The organism is Planococcus rifietoensis (assembly GCF_001465795.2).
GTDB classification, from domain to species: domain Bacteria; phylum Bacillota; class Bacilli; order Bacillales_A; family Planococcaceae; genus Planococcus; species Planococcus rifietoensis.
Genome location: NZ_CP013659.2, coordinates 3346994 through 3365014, shown reverse-complemented (window position 1 = coordinate 3365014; position 18021 = coordinate 3346994). Strand labels below are relative to the sequence as shown.

Below are 18021 nucleotides of genomic sequence, written 5' to 3'. Positions count from 1 at the left end.
TCTAAATGTCAAAATAAGCGTTCGCAAACGCTTTGTTGTGAGCCCGTGCAAGCTGGTTGTCCAATCGATCACTCGACTGTTTTAAGCATGCACATAACGACCGGGCTTCGCGGCCGGGAGGTATCCGCCGAAATCTCGATACTCCTCCTCCTCGTCTACTGAAGACTGACTGGTCCGTCCGAGTTCTTCAGTACAGGCGCTATAATTGGTTTCCTTCGCACTTACCTCTATCCCCCTTTTGCATCGGCGTTAAACCGACCTCCCTATCATAACCGTTCCATACAATTCCGTCAATCAACGCACAACTTCTCTTAGGACAATCCGCACAGTCATCTTCCAGCGGCTGGTTCATAGCTCCTCACGTTTTCTAACTATTTTCAGCTCTGAATAACTTACAGGCTGCCCGAAAACCTGTGAGGACAAGCATGCTAGCTTTCCATTGCGTATCTGTGCCAAAAACCCCAAAACCTATCTTTTTGAATTCCTTGGTAAACTTTTGACGGCGCAGCCCCTTGAAATGACGATAAACAGCCGTAAAGGTTTCCGCTGGTGAAGGCGCTTAATTAGACATTTAAGTGAGATGCATGCTGCATTGATCTTTTCTCCATGAAGTAGCCGCCCCCCGCTTTGGGCTGACCTCCCATCATGAGCCAAGAAGAACGTTTGTCTCATTGCTCCGGCTCGCCCGTGTGCGCGGTTCGGCTATTAGATTTCATTGATTGCTTTGAGCGACTGAGCTTCAGCTTCTTTTATTGCATCCACTGGTTGTCGATGCTTAGTGGGATGTGTGAGTGTGGCGTTATGGCCGTTGATTGTTTCATCTGTAAGAAGAGGCCTAGCTAGAAGATTGTTAACTAGCTATTCTTTATGTAATTACAAAACTGCCTAAAACTATTCCTGCTAATTTCAATGACAGTTGAATTTGATTTCCGTACTACACTTAGTGATGGAGCGGAAGGGAGGCGACTCCGGGAGGATTAGCGAGACAATTGAGACCCTGGAGAGCGCGCAGCGATCGAAGCGGCTCAATGAATGAATGAGCGAGGTGAACCGAGTCCATTCATTTGCGACGCATCTGCTTGCAGATGTGGGAGCACAAGGGTTTAGCCCTCCGGAAAGCGTCCTCCCTGGAGCAGAATCTCCCTCCCCACTTTTTCAAAAAAAAAAGGCCAGAGCATTCGCTCCGGCCTCTAGCTTATTTATTTCATGCCCATTTCTTCGCGTACAACTGCAGCAATCCGCTCCACGTACTCTTCGCATGCTTCTGCAGAAGGCGCTTCGACCATGACACGAACCAATGGCTCGGTTCCGGAAGGGCGCACCAGCACACGGCCATCGCCGTCCATGTCGCGTTCCACTTCCGCAATCTTCTCGGCCACAAGCGCGTTATCTGTCACGCCGTGCTTGTCCGTTACGCGGATGTTGACGAGTTTCTGTGGGAAAATCGTCATTTCATTCGCCAGCTCAGACAATTTCTTGCCTGTGATTTTCATGATGTTCACCAATTGAAGGCCTGACAACAATCCGTCGCCTGTCGTGTTGTAATCAAGGAAAATGATATGGCCCGACTGTTCGCCGCCCAAATTGTATTCATTCTTCTTCATTTCTTCCACTACATAGCGATCGCCGACAGCCGTCTTGACGCTCTTCATGCCGTTTTCTTCAAGCGCTTTGTAGAAGCCCATATTGCTCATGATCGTTGAAACGACTGTGTCCTGTTTCAAGCGGCCTTCTGATTTCAAATGCTTCGCGCAAATATACATGATCTGGTCGCCGTCGACGATTGTTCCTTTTTCATCCACCGCGATCAAACGGTCGCCGTCGCCGTCAAAGGCAAGGCCAACGTCCGCGCCTTTATCCACGACCAACTTCGCAAGTGCTTCAGGATGTGTCGATCCGACGCCTTCGTTGATGTTTAAGCCGTTTGGCGAAGCGCCCATTGAGCTGATGTCAGCGTCCAAATCGGCAAATACGTGAGTCGCCAATGTCGATGTCGCACCATGCGCGCAATCAAGCGCCACGTGGATGCCATCGAATTCCTCGTCCACTGTTTGCTTCAAATACTGGATGTATTTTTGGCCGCCTTCGAAATATTCGGTGATGCTGCCAAGATCTCCGCCAGTTGGGCGCGGCAGATCGTCTGTTTCTGCATCAAGCAAGGCTTCGATTTCCGCTTCCTGGTCGTCCGACAATTTAAAGCCGTCCGAACCGAAGAATTTGATGCCGTTATCTGCGACCGGGTTATGGGAAGCTGAAATCATGACTCCCGCTTCCGCGCTCATGACACGTGTCAAATATGAAACACCTGGAGTGCTGATGACGCCGAGGCGCATAACTTCTGCGCCGACTGATAATAATCCAGCCGCTAATGCATTTTCAAGCATTTCCCCGGAAATCCGTGTATCCCGCCCTACGAGCACTTTCGGTTTTTCCTTTGAGCTTTTTGTTAAGACATAGCCGCCAAAACGCCCAAGTTTAAATGCCAGTTCAGGCGTCAATTCGCTATTGGCCACCCCTCGTACACCATCGGTCCCAAAATATTTTCCCATTCTTTTCGCTCCTTCAATCACTCTGTATTATGATTTGTTTATATTAACCTAAGTTTACATTTTTAGCTATTTTTATTCTTCATCATTGCTATCGGCAATTTCTGGATTTTCCAACTCTTCCGGCACGATCAAAGATTCATCCACCGAGATATCTGCTTCTACTTGCATCTCTCCTGGCGAAACCCCAGAAGCTCCCGACGGAATCGGCAATTCGACCGTCACCGTCGTATCGGATGCCGTGACGCTGTTCGCTTCCACTTCGATGACATATTCCTCCATCGCATCCACTACGCTACGCGGTCCGAAGACTCGTACTTGTTCACTTGTAGGCGTCCAGGAATTGATGGTGATGCCTGTCTGCGGATCGCCAGTCGATTCGATGCGCACCGGCAGTTCGCGGCTGTATTCCTCTACCGTAACGTCAACCGCCACGGATTCCGGCTCGATCGTGACATTGTCGAGTTTCGTCAAATCTTCTGCCAGCACGCGGACACGCGCTTCAGCAGTGAAAGATTCCTTGATTTCCGGTTCCCCGGTCACTGTCGCTTTGACAAAGCTGATGGCATTGATGACGCTTTGCGGTCCCGTAACGGTCACAGTATCCGGTTCGACAGACAGGCCGTCGAGGACAAATCCTTCTGCCAGCAAGCGTTCGTTCATTTCAGCGTCGATATCGAATTCCTGGGACACCCGCTCCTCGAGCACGACATTAACGAATGCCGGATCCACACGTGCGCTCAGTTGTTCCGATAGATTTTCCGTCTGAATCGGCACTTGATGCTCCCCTAGAGGCAGGCTGCGCAAATCGATGAACAGCGTGTAATCATCAAGCTGGCGCGTCGTCTGGATGATGCTTGCCGGGCCGCTTAAATACAGGTCGACCGTTTCCGGCACGCCGCTGACCATCAAGCTCTCATCATAATACACTTGCAGTTCTACGTCTTCGATCATTTCCGACACTCTTCCGGTTTCGGTCGTGGTCGTACTGTTTTCCGTTTGGACGGAAAAGAAGAGCAGAAAAGCCAGGAATAATGCCATGATCCGAAGAAACCACGGATTGTCCATCATCTTATCCATTCTTTTTCCCCCTCCAATTCCACCAGGAAGTTGCTGCCTGCTGTTGTTCGGCACCGAACCAGATGCGGCGGAGCTTCACTTCAAAGTCTTCAAGCGACAAATTGCGATGCAAATCGCCGTTCGCCGTCAGACTAATCGCACCGGTCTCTTCCGATACGACAATAGTGATTGCATCCGTCACTTCACTGATGCCGAGTGCTGCACGGTGGCGCGTCCCCAGCTCTTTCGAAATGAACGGGCTCTCGGACAGCGGCAAATAACAGGCTGCCGCAGCGATGCGGTTCTTCTGGACGATGACCGCGCCGTCATGAAGCGGCGTGTTCGGAATGAATAAATTGATCATCAATTCGGAAGTGATGTCCGAATTCATCGGAATGCCCGTCTCTATGTATTCGCTGAGCCCGGTTTCACGCTCGATCGAAATAAGTGCCCCGATGCGGCGCTTCGCCATATAGCTGACCGACTTGCTCATCGCTTCAATCAAACGGTTGCGCTCGGATTCTTCATTAAGCGTACTGCTCGAGAATAATTTTCCGCGCCCGAGCTGTTCGAGTGCGCGTCTCAGTTCCGGCTGGAAGATGATGATAATGGCAAGAAAACCCCATTCGAGCACTTGCTGCATAATCCAACCAAGCGTTTCCAGGTTGAGCGCCTGGGTCACAAGACGCGCGATGATGATAAAGAAGATTCCTTTTAATAATTGGACAGCCTTCGTTCCCTTGATGACAGTAATAAGTTTGTAAATAACGAACCAGACCAACAGGATGTCGATAACATTTCCGATCATCTGAAGCGGTGTCTGGTCATTGAAGTTTTCCAAAAAAGGCATCTGCAACCCTCGCTTTTCTCCATGTACATATAGTTCCAGTATATCATATCCCGAGACATCTGCCCCCATGCAAAAAGCCCATCCATTGAATGGATGGGCTTTACAAGAGTATGAAGAAGTTTATTAATCCGTTATGACTGAAAAAGGGATTGTCTTTCCTACATTCAAAATTCAACGACCTATCTAAGTATTTGGAGAAGCGTTTGCTCGACTCCTGCGGGAACAGCGGGTTTGAGAGACCCCGCAGGCCGCTATAGCGGCTGAGGAGGCTCGATTCCCGCCCGCGGAAAGCGAGCGATAAGCTTCGGAAAATACGACTTTTTAACTTTCTCGACCAGCTGAAAAAGCCCATCCAATGAATGGATGGGCTTTACTTGTCTATTGATTGGTCATTGCCGCCAAAAAAACTGACGGCGTCCTGGAATGCCCCTTTGATCGTATACCAGAGCCACTCGAATGCTTGGTCGATTTCTTCGATTTCACCGTTGATGACGCCGCTCGATGCCATATACTGGCCGTTGACGATCGTCACGTCGCCTTCAAGTTCACCGTCCACACGCAGATCTCCATTGCGGATCGTCAAATCCCCGATAACCGTTTGGCCCTCCGGCACGATGACGGTTTGCCCTTCAACCACCAAATTCTCCTGCTTGGTGAACGAAAATTGCTGGTCGTCGCTGAAGCTCGACATCATCGCTGCACTCATCAACAAGACGAAAAGTGCCGCCGCGATCATCAGCGGATGGTGGCGCATAAAACGTTTCACCCCGACGCGCTGGGATTCTTTCGGCAAACCGGCCATCGTCTTTTGCACAAAATCCGGCGGTGCCTGGACATGTGAAGCGCTTTGGACAAACGCAATGGTCTTGGTCAGTTCTTGATATATTTTTCTGCAGTCGCTGCAGTTCTGTAAGGATTCTTTCAGTTCTTTCTCCTCTGATGGGCTGATTTCCCCGTCCAGGTAATCGTCCATCATGCGAATGACTTTTTCCGGACACGCATTCATCATGCTCGCCTCCTACAAATTGCTCAATTGCTTGCGAAGTGCTTCGCGCCCGCGGTGTATCCGCGTTTTCACCGTGCCAAGCGGCAAATCCAGGATTTCGCTGATTTCGGCCAGCGGCAATTCCTCGATATATTTTAACACAATCGCTGCCCGGTACTTATCCGGCAAGCGGCTTATTTCGTACTGCACCCGCTCTTGAACTTCCATCCGCATCAATTCTTCTTCCGGAAGCTCTTCCTCATTGGCAATCTTCGAATACATATTCAAGCCTTCCGTGCCTTTGACTTCCGCATCCAAATGATAATCCGGCTTTTTCTTGCGGATCCGGTCAATGCACAGATTGGTGGCGATGCGGTAAAGCCACGTGGAAAATTTACGGTTCTGGTCGAAGGTGTGTATGTTCACATAGGCCCGCGTAAATGCTTCCTGTGCAATATCTTCTGCTTCATGCCGGTTTCCGAGCATGCGGTAGCAAATCTGGAACAATTGATGTTGATACAGCTCCACGATTTCGGCAAATGCGTCTTGGTCGCCCTTCATGACTCGCTTTATTCGTTTATTCACTAACGCATCCATGATCTCATTTCCCTCCGCCATGCGGCTGTCTTTTATATACGGTCCAGTTCTGAAAAGGTTTCATTTTTTTCTCTTCTTCTATCCTATCAAACCATCCCCAGAAAAAACCAGTCGATTTCCAGTTCTTTCAATGAATTCATCAGTTTATTATTCCGATGATAAAAATCATGTACTACGCCATTCAGCAGTCCTACACCCTTCTCCCTAATCCCTTATACATTCCATGCAATAAAAAAAACTGCCCGGAAATTCCGGACAGCCCTTCATTCTTATACCAATTTTTCACCAAGCAATGAACCGATCAATGCGACCGCCACATCAGCTGTGCGGTTTTTTTCATCGAGGATCGGGTTGACTTCGACAAATTCTGCCGAAGTGATCAAGCCGGCATCGAACAACATTTCCATCGCCAAATGGCTTTCGCGGTAGCTGATGCCTCCTGGCACCGGCGTACCGACGCCCGGCGTGTACATCGGATCGATGCCATCAAGGTCAAGCGACAAATGAACACCGTCTGTTTTACGTTCTTCGCGCAAATAGCGGATCGACTCCTGCATAACGTGGTCCATGCCCATTTTGTCGATTTCGTGCATGCTGAACACTTTGATGCCATGCTCTTTAATCAATTCGCGCTCGCCTGGGTCAACAGAACGCGCCCCGATGATGACTATATTTTCCGGCTTCACTTTTGGCGAGTAGCCGCGAATGTTCGTCAATTTCTCATGGCCATGCCCAAAGCTCGCTGCAAGCGGCATGCCGTGGATATTGCCCGATGGCGAAGTTTCGCTCGTGTTCATATCTGCATGCGCATCGTACCAGATAACGCCCAAATTCTCGTAATGCTCTGAAATGCCGGCAAGCGTGCCGATCGCGATGCTATGGTCACCACCGAGTACCAACGGGAAATTGCCCGCTTTAGCGACGCCTGAAACCGTTTCCCCAAGCGCTTCAGTCGCTTCAGTAATAACATCCATATTGCGCAAGTTGGTGTTTTCATCCACTTTGCCGTCCGCTTTGCGGATTTGAATATCGCCTTCATCGTTTACCGCATGTCCGAGATTTTCAATACGGTCCACAACGCCCGCATAACGGATTGCGCTTGGCCCCATATCCACGCCGCGGCGCATTTGTCCGTGGTCCATTGGTACACCTATAATAGAAACATTTAATTTATTCATTATTTTATACCCCCTCAGTAAGATACATTCATTGTACCCTCTGAGGTTCTTTTGGCTCAACCTGACATTATTCCGAATATTTATTCATTTTGTCTTCTAGTGATTTCTTCACTTCCGGCCATTCACGGTCAATGATGGAATAGACGATGGCATCCCTTGGTTCACCGGTCGAGCGAATGCGTTCGTTGCGCAAATGCCCTTCTTTCACTGCACCTATCCGTTCGATCGATTTTTGGGAACGGATATTCTCAGCATCGGTTTTGAACTGGACGCGAATCATCTCCCGCTCTTCGAAGCAATAGCCCAGCAGCGCATGTTTGACGGCCGTATTGACATGAGTGCGCTGCGCTTTTTCACTATAGAAAGTTGCTCCGATTTCACAGCTTTTGTTCGTATCATCAATCGAATATATACGGGTCGTGCCGACGATCTCGCCACTTTCCGGAAGCTCCACGGCAAACACCAGAACATTGGATTGGTTCATTCCAGTCGATAACCACGCTTCCAAATCTTCGAAACGCTCCACCTTTGTCAGCATATATTCGAAGATATCCGGTGTATAAAGCGCCCATAATGCCTCAAAATCCTCACGTTTCAGCAAACGAAGCCGAATATTGCGCTGTTCAATATACATATCCATCCCCTCCTTATCTGCAGTATACCAGTGCATCCGCCAAATCCGCCATTTTCTCTCAAACTTTCGCCTCTTCAATTCACCGGAAATAAACCGATTGAACGCGGCTTAAAAAATCGTTCTCTAGTACCCCCATGCTGCGCGAAAGAAAATACGTTGCCACACTAGGCAACGGAAACAGATCAAAATTCGCTTCCATCAATCGCCCTTCGATCAGCTCACGGCGCACCATCGACTTCGGCAAAAACGACACGCCGAGCCCTTCCTGGATAAACTTTTTCGCAATATGGGCCTGGGTCACTTTCATCGTACGGATTCCAGGAAGCTGCACGCGCAATTTCACAAGCAACTCTTCCCAAAAAACGGGATGATGATGCGTAAAGATGAAATGCTGCTGCAATACCTCTTGTGCTGAAACCACCGGGCCCCGCTCATCATCATAAGCATCCCTAGGCACAATGAGCAGTAAAGGATCCTCATAAACCACTTCATGGAGAATCACCCGTTTAGCCGGCTTCAAAGCGGAGATGCCAGCAGACACTTCCCCGCTTTCTACCAGTTCTTCAATCACTTCCGACTCTTCCACACGGATAACCAGCTCAAGGTCTGGATGCGCTTTTGTAAACGAGTGTAGAACATATGGCAGCACTGTCTCTGCCATCAACGGGGAGATCGCGATGGTCCATTTTCGCCGGTAGCCCTGGGCAAACGATTGAAGCTCGTCCACCGTCGAATCGAATTTTTCAACCAATGTGTCTGCCTGCTGTTTAAAATAGCGCCCTTCCTCAGTCAACACCACACGGTTCTTGATGCGGTCGAACAAGCGAATCCCCAAATACTCTTCCAATTGCCGAATATGCACCGTCACACTCGGCTGCGACAACAGCAAGCGTTCGGAAGTCTTACGGAAATTCAAGGTTTCCGCAGCATCCGCAAAGGTCCTGAGCCATTGCATCTCCATTTTCGATCTCCTTTCAATTAGTTTTTTTAATTATTTTAATTATAAATCTTTAATTTTCATAATTAAAGCTGCAGCTTATACTTTAAAAAAAGGAGGAATTTACATGTTTCAAAAAGGCCTTAAAGGCATTGTCGCCGTTCAAACTGCCATTGCATCTGTCGAAGGAGATAAGGGTGAACTCCGTTACCGTGGAACATTGATCGATGAAGTGATCAATCAAAAGAGCTTCGAACAGACCGCCTACTTCCTGTGGCACGGCCATCACGCTTCAAATGAAGAACTCGCAAGACTTATTGAACAATTAAAATCCTATCGCCAATTGCCGGATTATCTTATGGCCATTGCGCAAGTTTTGCCCAAAGAAATTTCATTAATGGATGGCATGCGGACACTCGTTTCAGCTTATCTGCATGCCGAATTCAAAGAATTGGAGATCCACCAACAAGCCATTGCCCTTACTGCTGCACTTCCTGTAATGACCGCTCTTCTATACCGGCAAAGCACCGGACAGGAATTCGTCGCGCCAAGAAGCGACCTGGGCCATACTGCAAACTATCTATGGATGATCAAAGGGCAAGTACCGACACACGCACAAACTGAAGCCCTGGAAACGTATTTGAACTTAACGATGGAACACGGCATGAATGCATCCACTTTTGCTGGCCGTGTCACCATTTCCACCGAATCCGACTTAAGCGCTGCCATCGTTTCTGCAATCGGTACGATGAAGGGTCCTTTGCATGGAGGCGCCCCGTCCGGTGTGCTTGAATTGCTTGATGAAATCCAGTCTCCCGAAAGGATTAATCCAGTCATTGAACAAAAACTGGCGCAAGGCGAGAAAATCATGGGCTTCGGTCACCGGGTATATCGCACAGAAGATCCGCGCGCCATACTGCTTCGAAAAAAATGCCAGCAGCTGCAGCAAGAAGACTCTTGGCTGGACCTTGCAGTCAAAGCGGAAACTAAAATCACCCAATTGTTAAATGAGCGAAAACCAGGACGTGCCCTTTATACCAATGTAGAATTTTACGCAGCAGCGATTATGCGGTCTATCCAAATGTCGCCTGAACTATTCACCCCTACCTTCAGCATCGCACGGATCGTCGGCTGGACTGCCCATGCGATAGAACAACAGCAAGATAACGTGATTTTCCGGCCACAATCCGAATATATCGGAAACTAAAAAAAGCCCGTATCCAATTGAATGGATACGGGCTTTTTACACATGGATTGCACATGGAACAATGGAGCCTAGGGGGCTCGAACCCCTGACCTCGACGCTGCCAGCGTCGCGCTCTCCCAGCTGAGCTAAGGCCCCGCGCGAAAAATGCGCAAAGATAAATGAGCCATGAAGGATTCGAACCTTCGACCCTCTGATTAAAAGTCAGATGCTCTACCAACTGAGCTAATGGCTCAAAATAAAAAATGGCTGGGGTACCTGGATTCGAACCAGGGCATGACGGGATCAAAACCCGTTGCCTTACCGCTTGGCTATACCCCAAAGCAATAAAAAACTGGTGGTGGGGGGCAGATTCGAACTGCCGAACCCGAAGGAGCGGATTTACAGTCCGCCGCGTTTAGCCACTTCGCTACCCCACCGTTATTCGATTAATAGCCTAAATGGATACATGGTGGAGGATGACGGGATCGAACCGCCGACCCTCTGCTTGTAAGGCAGATGCTCTCCCAGCTGAGCTAATCCTCCATGAATGGTGACCCCTACGGGATTCGAACCCGTGTTACCGCCGTGAAAGGGCGGTGTCTTAACCGCTTGACCAAGGGGCCTTACAAAAAAATTATAAAGAAAACAGTTTCCGATGTAAAGAAACTTTAAAGAATCAAAAGCTTCCAACCGGGTTCGAACCGGTGACCTCTTCCTTACCATGGAAGCACTCTACCTGCTGAGCTATGGAAGCAAGGTAAAAGGAAATCTCGGTACAAAGTAAAAAAAGATGATTGCCCAGCGACGTCCTACTCTCACAGGGGGAAACCCCCAACTACCATCGGCGCAAAAGAGCTTAACTTCCGTGTTCGGGATGGGAACGGGTGTGGCCTCTTTGCCATCATCACTGGACTTGTTGAGCTTGTTCGCTCAAAACTGGATAAATCGACATTGTGGGAAACTTGCGTTTCAGTTTGTTGGTTAAGTCCTCGATCGATTAGTATTCGTCAGCTGCACGTGTCGCCACGCTTCCACCCCGAACCTATCTACCTCATCGTCTTTGAGGGATCTTACTTGCTTGCGCAATGGGAAATCTCATCTTGAGGGGGGCTTCGTGCTTAGATGCTTTCAGCACTTATCCCGGCCACACATAGCTACCCAGCGATGCTCTTGGCAGAACAACTGGTACACCAGCGGTGTGTCCATCCCGGTCCTCTCGTACTAAGGACAGCTCCTCTCAAATTTCCTGCGCCCGCGACGGATAGGGACCGAACTGTCTCACGACGTTCTGAACCCAGCTCGCGTACCGCTTTAATGGGCGAACAGCCCAACCCTTGGGACCGACTACAGCCCCAGGATGCGATGAGCCGACATCGAGGTGCCAAACCTCCCCGTCGATGTGGACTCTTGGGGGAGATAAGCCTGTTATCCCCGGGGTAGCTTTTATCCGTTGAGCGATGGCCCTTCCATGCGGAACCACCGGATCACTAAGTCCGTCTTTCGACCCTGCTCGACCTGTCCGTCTCGCAGTCAAGCTCCCTTGTGCCTTTACACTCTGCGAATGATTTCCAACCATTCTGAGGGAACCTTTGAGCGCCTCCGTTACTCTTTAGGAGGCGACCGCCCCAGTCAAACTGCCCGCCTGACACTGTCTCCCAAGCCGCTAAGGCTTGTGGGTTAGAAGTTCAATACAACCAGGGTAGTATCCCACCGACGCCTCCCCCGAAGCTGGCGCTCCGGGTTCTCTGGCTCCTACCTATCCTGTACAAGTTGCACCAAAATTCAATATCAGGCTACAGTAAAGCTCCACGGGGTCTTTCCGTCCTGTCGCGGGTAACCTGCATCTTCACAGGTACTATAATTTCACCGAGTCTCTCGTTGAGACAGTGCCCAGATCGTTACGCCTTTCGTGCGGGTCGGAACTTACCCGACAAGGAATTTCGCTACCTTAGGACCGTTATAGTTACGGCCGCCGTTTACTGGGGCTTCGGTTCGCACCTTCGCTTGCGCTAAGCACTCCCCTTAACCTTCCAGCACCGGGCAGGCGTCAGCCCCTATACGTCACCTTACGGTTTTGCAGAGACCTGTGTTTTTGCTAAACAGTCGCCTGGGCCTATTCACTGCGGCTCTCTCGGGCTGTAACACCCTACCAGAGCACCCCTTCTCCCGAAGTTACGGGGTCATTTTGCCGAGTTCCTTAACGAGAGTTCACTCGCTCACCTTAGAATTCTCTTCTCGCCTACCTGTGTCGGTTTGCGGTACGGGCACCTCCCGCCTCGCTAGAGGCTTTTCTTGGCAGTGTGAAATCAGGGACTCTGAGGTAAACCTCTTGCCATCACTGCTTGATGTTGTATAGAAACGGGATTTGCCTCGTTTCTCATCTCACAACTTGGACGTGCACAACCAACGGCACGCTCACCCTATCCTTCTGCGTCCCCCCATTGCTCAAACGGCGGGGAGGTGGTACAGGAATATCAACCTGTTGTCCATCGTCTACGCCTATCGGCCTCGACTTAGGTCCCGACTAACCCTGAGCGGACGAGCCTTCCTCAGGAAACCTTAGGCATTCGGTGGACGGGATTCTCACCCGTCTTTCGTTACTCATACCGGCATTCTCACTTCTAAGCGCTCCACCAGTCCTTCCGGTCTGACTTCAACGCCCTTAGAACGCTCTCCTACCACGGACATCTACGATGTCCATCCACAGCTTCGGTAATCCGTTTAGCCCCGGTACATTTTCGGCGCAGTGTCACTCGACCAGTGAGCTATTACGCACTCTTTAAATGATGGCTGCTTCTAAGCCAACATCCTGGTTGTCTAAGCAACGCCACATCCTTTTCCACTTAACGGATATTTGGGGACCTTAGCTGGTGGTCTGGGCTGTTTCCCTCTTGACTACGGATCTTATCACTCGCAGTCTGACTCCCAAGCATAAATCACTGGCATTCGGAGTTTGTCTGAATTCGGTAACCCGGGATGGGCCCCTAGTCCAAACAGTGCTCTACCTCCAGGATTCTTATCTTGAGGCTAGCCCTAAAGCTATTTCGGAGAGAACCAGCTATCTCCAGGTTCGATTGGAATTTCTCCGCTACCCACACCTCATCCCCGCACTTTTCAACGTGCGTGGGTTCGGGCCTCCAGTAAGTGTTACCTTACCTTCACCCTGGACATGGGTAGATCACCTGGTTTCGGGTCTACAACTGCATACTCACTCGCCCTATTCAGACTCGCTTTCGCTGCGGCTCCGGCTTCTCACCTTAACCTTGCATGCAATCGTAACTCGCCGGTTCATTCTACAAAAGGCACGCTATCACCCATTAACGGGCTCTAACTACTTGTAGGCACACGGTTTCAGGATCTATTTCACTCCCCTTCCGGGGTGCTTTTCACCTTTCCCTCACGGTACTGGTTCACTATCGGTCACTAGGGAGTATTTAGCCTTGGGAGATGGTCCTCCCGGATTCCGACGGAATTTCTCGTGTTCCGCCGTACTCAGGATCCACTCTGGAGGGAACGAACTTTCAGCTACGGGGCTATTACCCTATCTTGCGGACCGTTCCAGGTCGCTTCGCTTAATCCGTTCCTTTGTAACTCCGTATAGAGTGTCCTACAACCCCAGAAGGCAAGCCTTCTGGTTTGGGCTGATCCCGTTTCGCTCGCCGCTACTTGGGGAATCGCATTTGCTTTCTCTTCCTTCAGGTACTTAGATGTTTCAGTTCCCTGAGTCTGCCTTCTCATGTGCTATGTATTCACACATGGATACTGCTCCATTACGAACAGTGGGTTTCCCCATTCGGAAATCCCCGGATCACAGCTCACTTACAGCTCCCCGAGGCATATCGGTGTTAGTGCCGTCCTTCTTCGGCTCCTAGTGCCAAGGCATCCACCGTGCGCCCTTATTAACTTAACCACTGAGGGTCAAAAAAAATAAGTTGATCGCAAAGCGATCACGCTACTTGATGCTTGTTTCTTAATCAATGTCGATCTATCCAGTTTTCAAAGAACAAGTTTGAAAGTCAATCCTTGCGGAGTGAACCTTCAAAACTGAACGCAAAACGTCAACCCGATCCGAAGATCGGTTCCGATATAATCCTTAGAAAGGAGGTGATCCAGCCGCACCTTCCGATACGGCTACCTTGTTACGACTTCACCCCAATCATCTGTCCCACCTTCGGCGGCTGGCTCCCGTAAGGGTTACCCCACCGACTTCGGGTGTTACAAACTCTCGTGGTGTGACGGGCGGTGTGTACAAGGCCCGGGAACGTATTCACCGCGGCATGCTGATCCGCGATTACTAGCGATTCCGGCTTCATGCAGGCGAGTTGCAGCCTGCAATCCGAACTGAGAACGGTTTTCTGGGATTGGCTCCCCCTCGCGGGTTTGCAACCCTTTGTACCGTCCATTGTAGCACGTGTGTAGCCCAGGTCATAAGGGGCATGATGATTTGACGTCATCCCCACCTTCCTCCGGTTTGTCACCGGCAGTCACCTTAGAGTGCCCAACTGAATGCTGGCAACTAAGATCAAGGGTTGCGCTCGTTGCGGGACTTAACCCAACATCTCACGACACGAGCTGACGACAACCATGCACCACCTGTCACCGCTGTCCCCGAAGGGAAAGCCTAGTCTCCTAGGCGGTCAGCGGGATGTCAAGACCTGGTAAGGTTCTTCGCGTTGCTTCGAATTAAACCACATGCTCCACCGCTTGTGCGGGCCCCCGTCAATTCCTTTGAGTTTCAGCCTTGCGGCCGTACTCCCCAGGCGGAGTGCTTAATGCGTTAGCTGCAGCACTAAGGGGCGGAAACCCCCTAACACTTAGCACTCATCGTTTACGGCGTGGACTACCAGGGTATCTAATCCTGTTTGCTCCCCACGCTTTCGCGCCTCAGCGTCAGTTACAGACCAGAAAGTCGCCTTCGCCACTGGTGTTCCTCCACATCTCTACGCATTTCACCGCTACACGTGGAATTCCACTTTCCTCTTCTGCACTCAAGTCCCCCAGTTTCCAATGACCCTCCACGGTTGAGCCGTGGGCTTTCACATCAGACTTAAAGGACCGCCTGCGCGCGCTTTACGCCCAATAATTCCGGACAACGCTTGCCACCTACGTATTACCGCGGCTGCTGGCACGTAGTTAGCCGTGGCTTTCTGGTGAGGTACCGTCAAGGTACCAGTAGTTACTTGGTACTTGTTCTTCCCTCACAACAGAGTTTTACGATCCGAAAACCTTCTTCACTCACGCGGCGTTGCTCCGTCAGACTTTCGTCCATTGCGGAAGATTCCCTACTGCTGCCTCCCGTAGGAGTCTGGGCCGTGTCTCAGTCCCAGTGTGGCCGATCACCCTCTCAGGTCGGCTACGCATCGTGGCCTTGGTGAGCCGTTACCTCACCAACTAGCTAATGCGCCGCGGGCCCATCCTGCAGTGACAGCCGAAACCGTCTTTCCGTGCAGCCTCATGAGAGGCCGCAAACTATTCGGTATTAGCACCGGTTTCCCGGAGTTATCCCGATCTGCAGGGCAGGTTGCCCACGTGTTACTCACCCGTCCGCCGCTAAGATAATGGAGCAAGCTCCACTATCTCCGCTCGACTTGCATGTATTAGGCACGCCGCCAGCGTTCGTCCTGAGCCAGGATCAAACTCTCCATTATAGAGTAGTATTGATTGCTCAATAGTTGCTGGCGTATCGCCGTCTAAAAGACGCACGATTCGCTTGATCTGCCGAAGCTGATCAGTAAGTAAGTCACGAACACCGAAGGTCGGAATGGCTGATTGCTCCGATCGCCCAAGGGCGACCATCGCAAAAGCCGTTCGCGCGCCAAGGCGCTCGTGACGTCTTTCGTTGACGTTTTGCTGTTCAGTTTTCAAGGTTCATGTTTGCTGTCGTTCCTGACGACTTTTATTATATTAAAGCATGTTTAAATATATGTCAACGCATTTACCAAACTTTTTTCAAAAGAACTTTTCAGCTTCTTACAATCTATTCAAAACACCATCTAAACCCTATAGGTAAAGCGTTTCTTGCTGCAGACGAAAAAGTCATTTAAAACAAAAAATCCCGCTCCCTGCCCTAAAGGCAGAAAGCGGAACTTTTCTGAAAAATCATTTCTTCCCTTCAGCAGCCTGCGCTTTTCTCGCAGCCCGGCGCGCTTCAAGTTTCAAACGGTCCTCTTCAGACTTCTCGTTATACTTCGGCAAGGCGAGAAGTTGATAAGCGTTCACTGCAAGCAATGGGAACAATAACAAGGTTACCCAGCTGTCTACATTACCCGCTCTTACCATCAAAGCCGGCAACCATTCCAGTGTCGTAACGACAATCATGAAGAACAACGCTGAAATGAATGCTGACTTCGCTGTCCATTTCGCTTTGAAGTACGCCGTTGTCAGCGATACCGCCAATAAAATGAATAGGAGCGTTCCATAAAGGAATCCTTGCCCGCCCGTCTCGACGTTCGGCAGGAAGCGGAACACAATCAAGTCGAAGATGACGATGGCGATGATCAAGAGCTGTACCCAATTCCACAGCCGCAGCGAGCGGAACATATTATGGCCGAACTGGTGAATCGTCAAATAGGCGAAGAAGCCCATCTGTGCAATCAAGCTCATCGTCATGCCGACGACGATCATCCAGACAAAACCTGCGATTAATTCTCCCCAATGACCGTTTTGCGCAGCTTCGGCGAAGACATCGTTCCAGCGGATGAAAATGCCGAGCAAGCCGGTAATCCCCCCGCCTATCAATAATGCAGTCAATGCAAACTTAACCCAATTTCGTATAGTCACGTGTATTGCCTCCGTTAATTTAAAGTTCCTTTCGATTGTATCAACAAACCCTTCTATCTGCAGGAGGAGTTGTGAACAAACCTTGAAAGTCTTTTACTGCCTATATAAAAATCCGGAAACCGAAAGCCGGTTTCCGGATGATATGTTTTATTGCTTGTTCTCTTTAGTCGCGAATTGCTGGAGGACTTGTTGGGCAATCTCTCCATAAATCTTTCCGGTTGGGTGATCTTCTGCATAAACAGATGGAGCAAAATCATTTTCATCCCAGTCCGGCTGGCCAAGCGGAATCTGTCCGAGCAATGGCGCTTGTAATTCTTCTGCAAGCTTTGCCCCGCCGCCTTTTCCGAAGATATATTCTTTTTTGCCGGATCCTTGGCTTTCAAACCAAGACATGTTCTCGACAACGCCCAATACTTCGTGATTGGTTTGCAAAGCCATCGCTCCTGCACGTGCCGCTACGAATGCTGCGGTTGGATGCGGCGTTGTGACGACAATTTCTTTAGAAGCAGGAAGCATTTGGTGGATATCGAGTGCGACGTCCCCTGTCCCTGGCGGCAAGTCCAATAGTAGGTAATCAAGATCTCCCCACTCCACATCGCGGAAGAACTGGTCCAAGACTTTCCCAAGCATTGGGCCACGCCATACGACAGGCATGTTATCTTCGACGAAGAAGCCCATCGAAATCACTTTGACGCCGAAGCGCTCGACCGGGATGATCGTATCGCCACGGACAACCGGCGCTTTATCGATGCCCATCATGTCCGGCACACTGAAGCCGTAGATATCTGCGTCGACAAGACCAACTTTTTTCCCTGCACGCGCAAGCGCGATCGCCAAGTTGACAGAGACGGTCGATTTCCCGACGCCGCCTTTACCGCTGGCGATAGAGATGAATTCCACTTTGTTCAATGGAGACAATAAGTCTTGTGCTTCAGACTCATTCGCGGTCCCGCGGAACTGTGCCAATGCTTCTGGCGGCAATTCTTCGAAGCGGATGCCGACAGAGTCAGCGCCGACTCCCTTGATGGCGTCCACGACTTTCATTTGAAGCTGCATTTGTTCCGGTGTATTCGTTTTGGCAATTGCCAATTTGACACTGACGTATTTTTTCTCTTCTTTGATTTTTACCGACAAGATGCCGTTTGTTTCCGAAAGGGTTCTATGTAAAAACGGATCTTCTAGAGCTCCGACTGCTTCTCGCACTTGTGTTTCACTTAACATTCCACTACACTCCTTATCACTTTTGCTACAGTCCAGTATAACATAGTG

General features: G+C 50.1%; 11 protein-coding genes, 7 tRNA genes and 3 rRNA genes. 1 reads left to right on the top strand and 20 read right to left on the bottom strand.

What is annotated here, in order from left to right:
* Positions 1-1199: 1199 nt before the first annotated feature.
* From glmM to AUC31_RS16715, 8 genes are all read right to left on the bottom strand, one after another.
* A complete protein-coding gene (glmM, locus tag AUC31_RS16750) occupies positions 1200-2549 on the bottom strand; it encodes a phosphoglucosamine mutase (RefSeq protein WP_058382124.1) in 1350 nt (449 codons plus the stop codon).
* Positions 2550-2621: 72 nt separating this feature from the next.
* On the bottom strand, positions 2622-3626 hold the full coding sequence (locus tag AUC31_RS16745; RefSeq protein WP_058382125.1) for a CdaR family protein: 1005 nt from the start codon (positions 3624-3626) through the stop codon (positions 2622-2624).
* A complete protein-coding gene (gene cdaA, locus AUC31_RS16740) occupies positions 3619-4455 on the bottom strand; it encodes a diadenylate cyclase CdaA (protein ID WP_058383732.1) in 837 nt (278 codons plus the stop codon). The genes AUC31_RS16745 and cdaA overlap by 8 nt, the downstream gene beginning before the upstream one ends.
* Positions 4456-4825: 370 nt before the next feature.
* Positions 4826-5461 carry a zf-HC2 domain-containing protein gene (locus AUC31_RS16735; RefSeq protein ID WP_058382126.1) on the bottom strand — a complete coding sequence of 212 codons (636 nt, stop codon included), beginning with the start codon at positions 5459-5461 and terminating at the stop codon, positions 4826-4828.
* Between the two features lie 12 nt (positions 5462-5473).
* Positions 5474-6037, bottom strand: coding sequence for an RNA polymerase sigma factor SigW (gene sigW, locus AUC31_RS16730; RefSeq protein ID WP_058382127.1), 564 nt, complete (start codon positions 6035-6037; stop codon positions 5474-5476).
* Between the two features lie 269 nt (positions 6038-6306).
* The gene (gene rocF / locus AUC31_RS16725; protein ID WP_058382128.1) at positions 6307-7215 is read right to left on the bottom strand and encodes an arginase; all 909 of its coding nucleotides are present in this window, start codon (positions 7213-7215) and stop codon (positions 6307-6309) included.
* A 67-nt stretch (positions 7216-7282) separates the two neighbouring features.
* A complete protein-coding gene (locus AUC31_RS16720; RefSeq protein WP_058382129.1) occupies positions 7283-7849 on the bottom strand; it encodes a GNAT family N-acetyltransferase in 567 nt (188 codons plus the stop codon).
* A gap of 79 nt (positions 7850-7928) precedes the next feature.
* Positions 7929-8810 carry a LysR family transcriptional regulator gene (locus AUC31_RS16715; RefSeq protein WP_058382130.1) on the bottom strand — a complete coding sequence of 294 codons (882 nt, stop codon included), beginning with the start codon at positions 8808-8810 and terminating at the stop codon, positions 7929-7931.
* Positions 8811-8913: 103 nt separating this feature from the next.
* On the opposite strand from AUC31_RS16715, the gene AUC31_RS16710 reads away from it, so the two are divergent.
* The gene (locus AUC31_RS16710; protein ID WP_058382131.1) at positions 8914-9993 is read left to right on the top strand and encodes a citrate synthase/methylcitrate synthase; all 1080 of its coding nucleotides are present in this window, start codon (positions 8914-8916) and stop codon (positions 9991-9993) included.
* A 62-nt stretch (positions 9994-10055) separates the two neighbouring features.
* Here AUC31_RS16710 and AUC31_RS16705 read toward each other — a convergent pair.
* The 12 genes from AUC31_RS16705 to AUC31_RS16650 form a co-directional block, all read right to left on the bottom strand.
* A tRNA-Ala gene (locus AUC31_RS16705) sits at positions 10056-10128 on the bottom strand.
* Positions 10129-10152: 24 nt separating this feature from the next.
* Positions 10153-10225: transfer RNA gene (locus AUC31_RS16700), tRNA-Lys, on the bottom strand.
* Between the two features lie 11 nt (positions 10226-10236).
* A tRNA-Gln gene (locus AUC31_RS16695) sits at positions 10237-10311 on the bottom strand.
* A 14-nt stretch (positions 10312-10325) separates the two neighbouring features.
* Positions 10326-10409, bottom strand: a tRNA-Tyr gene (locus AUC31_RS16690).
* Between the two features lie 30 nt (positions 10410-10439).
* Positions 10440-10515, bottom strand: a tRNA-Val gene (locus AUC31_RS16685).
* A gap of 5 nt (positions 10516-10520) precedes the next feature.
* Positions 10521-10595 (bottom strand) — tRNA-Glu (locus AUC31_RS16680).
* A 58-nt stretch (positions 10596-10653) separates the two neighbouring features.
* Positions 10654-10726 (bottom strand) — tRNA-Thr (locus AUC31_RS16675).
* A gap of 42 nt (positions 10727-10768) precedes the next feature.
* A 5S ribosomal RNA gene (gene rrf / locus AUC31_RS16670) occupies positions 10769-10884 on the bottom strand.
* A 65-nt stretch (positions 10885-10949) separates the two neighbouring features.
* A 23S ribosomal RNA gene (locus AUC31_RS16665) occupies positions 10950-13882 on the bottom strand.
* Positions 13883-14069: 187 nt separating this feature from the next.
* Positions 14070-15620 (bottom strand): 16S ribosomal RNA (locus AUC31_RS16660).
* Together the 16S, 23S and 5S rRNA genes with 7 tRNA genes alongside form the textbook arrangement of a ribosomal RNA operon.
* 451 nt (positions 15621-16071) lie before the next feature.
* Complete coding sequence (locus tag AUC31_RS16655) at positions 16072-16752, bottom strand: KinB-signaling pathway activation protein (RefSeq protein ID WP_058382132.1); 681 nt, start codon at positions 16750-16752, stop codon at positions 16072-16074.
* A gap of 147 nt (positions 16753-16899) precedes the next feature.
* Positions 16900-17973 (bottom strand): Mrp/NBP35 family ATP-binding protein, encoded by a 1074-nt coding sequence (locus AUC31_RS16650; RefSeq protein ID WP_058382133.1) that lies wholly within the window; start codon positions 17971-17973, stop codon positions 16900-16902.
* Positions 17974-18021: the final 48 nt, after the last annotated feature.

Coding starts and splice junctions, on each gene's coding strand:
- AUC31_RS16720 (WP_058382129.1), bottom strand. CDS start 7,849: ATGTATATTGAACAGCGCAATATTCGGCTTCGTTTGCTGAAACGTGAG.
- rocF (WP_058382128.1), bottom strand. CDS start 7,215: ATGAATAAATTAAATGTTTCTATTATAGGTGTACCAATGGACCACGGA.
- glmM (WP_058382124.1), bottom strand. CDS start 2,549: ATGGGAAAATATTTTGGGACCGATGGTGTACGAGGGGTGGCCAATAGC.
- AUC31_RS16710 (WP_058382131.1), top strand. CDS start 8,914: ATGTTTCAAAAAGGCCTTAAAGGCATTGTCGCCGTTCAAACTGCCATT.
- AUC31_RS16735 (WP_058382126.1), bottom strand. CDS start 5,461: ATGAATGCGTGTCCGGAAAAAGTCATTCGCATGATGGACGATTACCTG.
- AUC31_RS16745 (WP_058382125.1), bottom strand. CDS start 3,626: ATGGATAAGATGATGGACAATCCGTGGTTTCTTCGGATCATGGCATTA.
- cdaA (WP_058383732.1), bottom strand. CDS start 4,455: ATGCCTTTTTTGGAAAACTTCAATGACCAGACACCGCTTCAGATGATC.
- AUC31_RS16650 (WP_058382133.1), bottom strand. CDS start 17,973: ATGTTAAGTGAAACACAAGTGCGAGAAGCAGTCGGAGCTCTAGAAGAT.
- sigW (WP_058382127.1), bottom strand. CDS start 6,037: ATGGATGCGTTAGTGAATAAACGAATAAAGCGAGTCATGAAGGGCGAC.
- AUC31_RS16715 (WP_058382130.1), bottom strand. CDS start 8,810: ATGGAGATGCAATGGCTCAGGACCTTTGCGGATGCTGCGGAAACCTTG.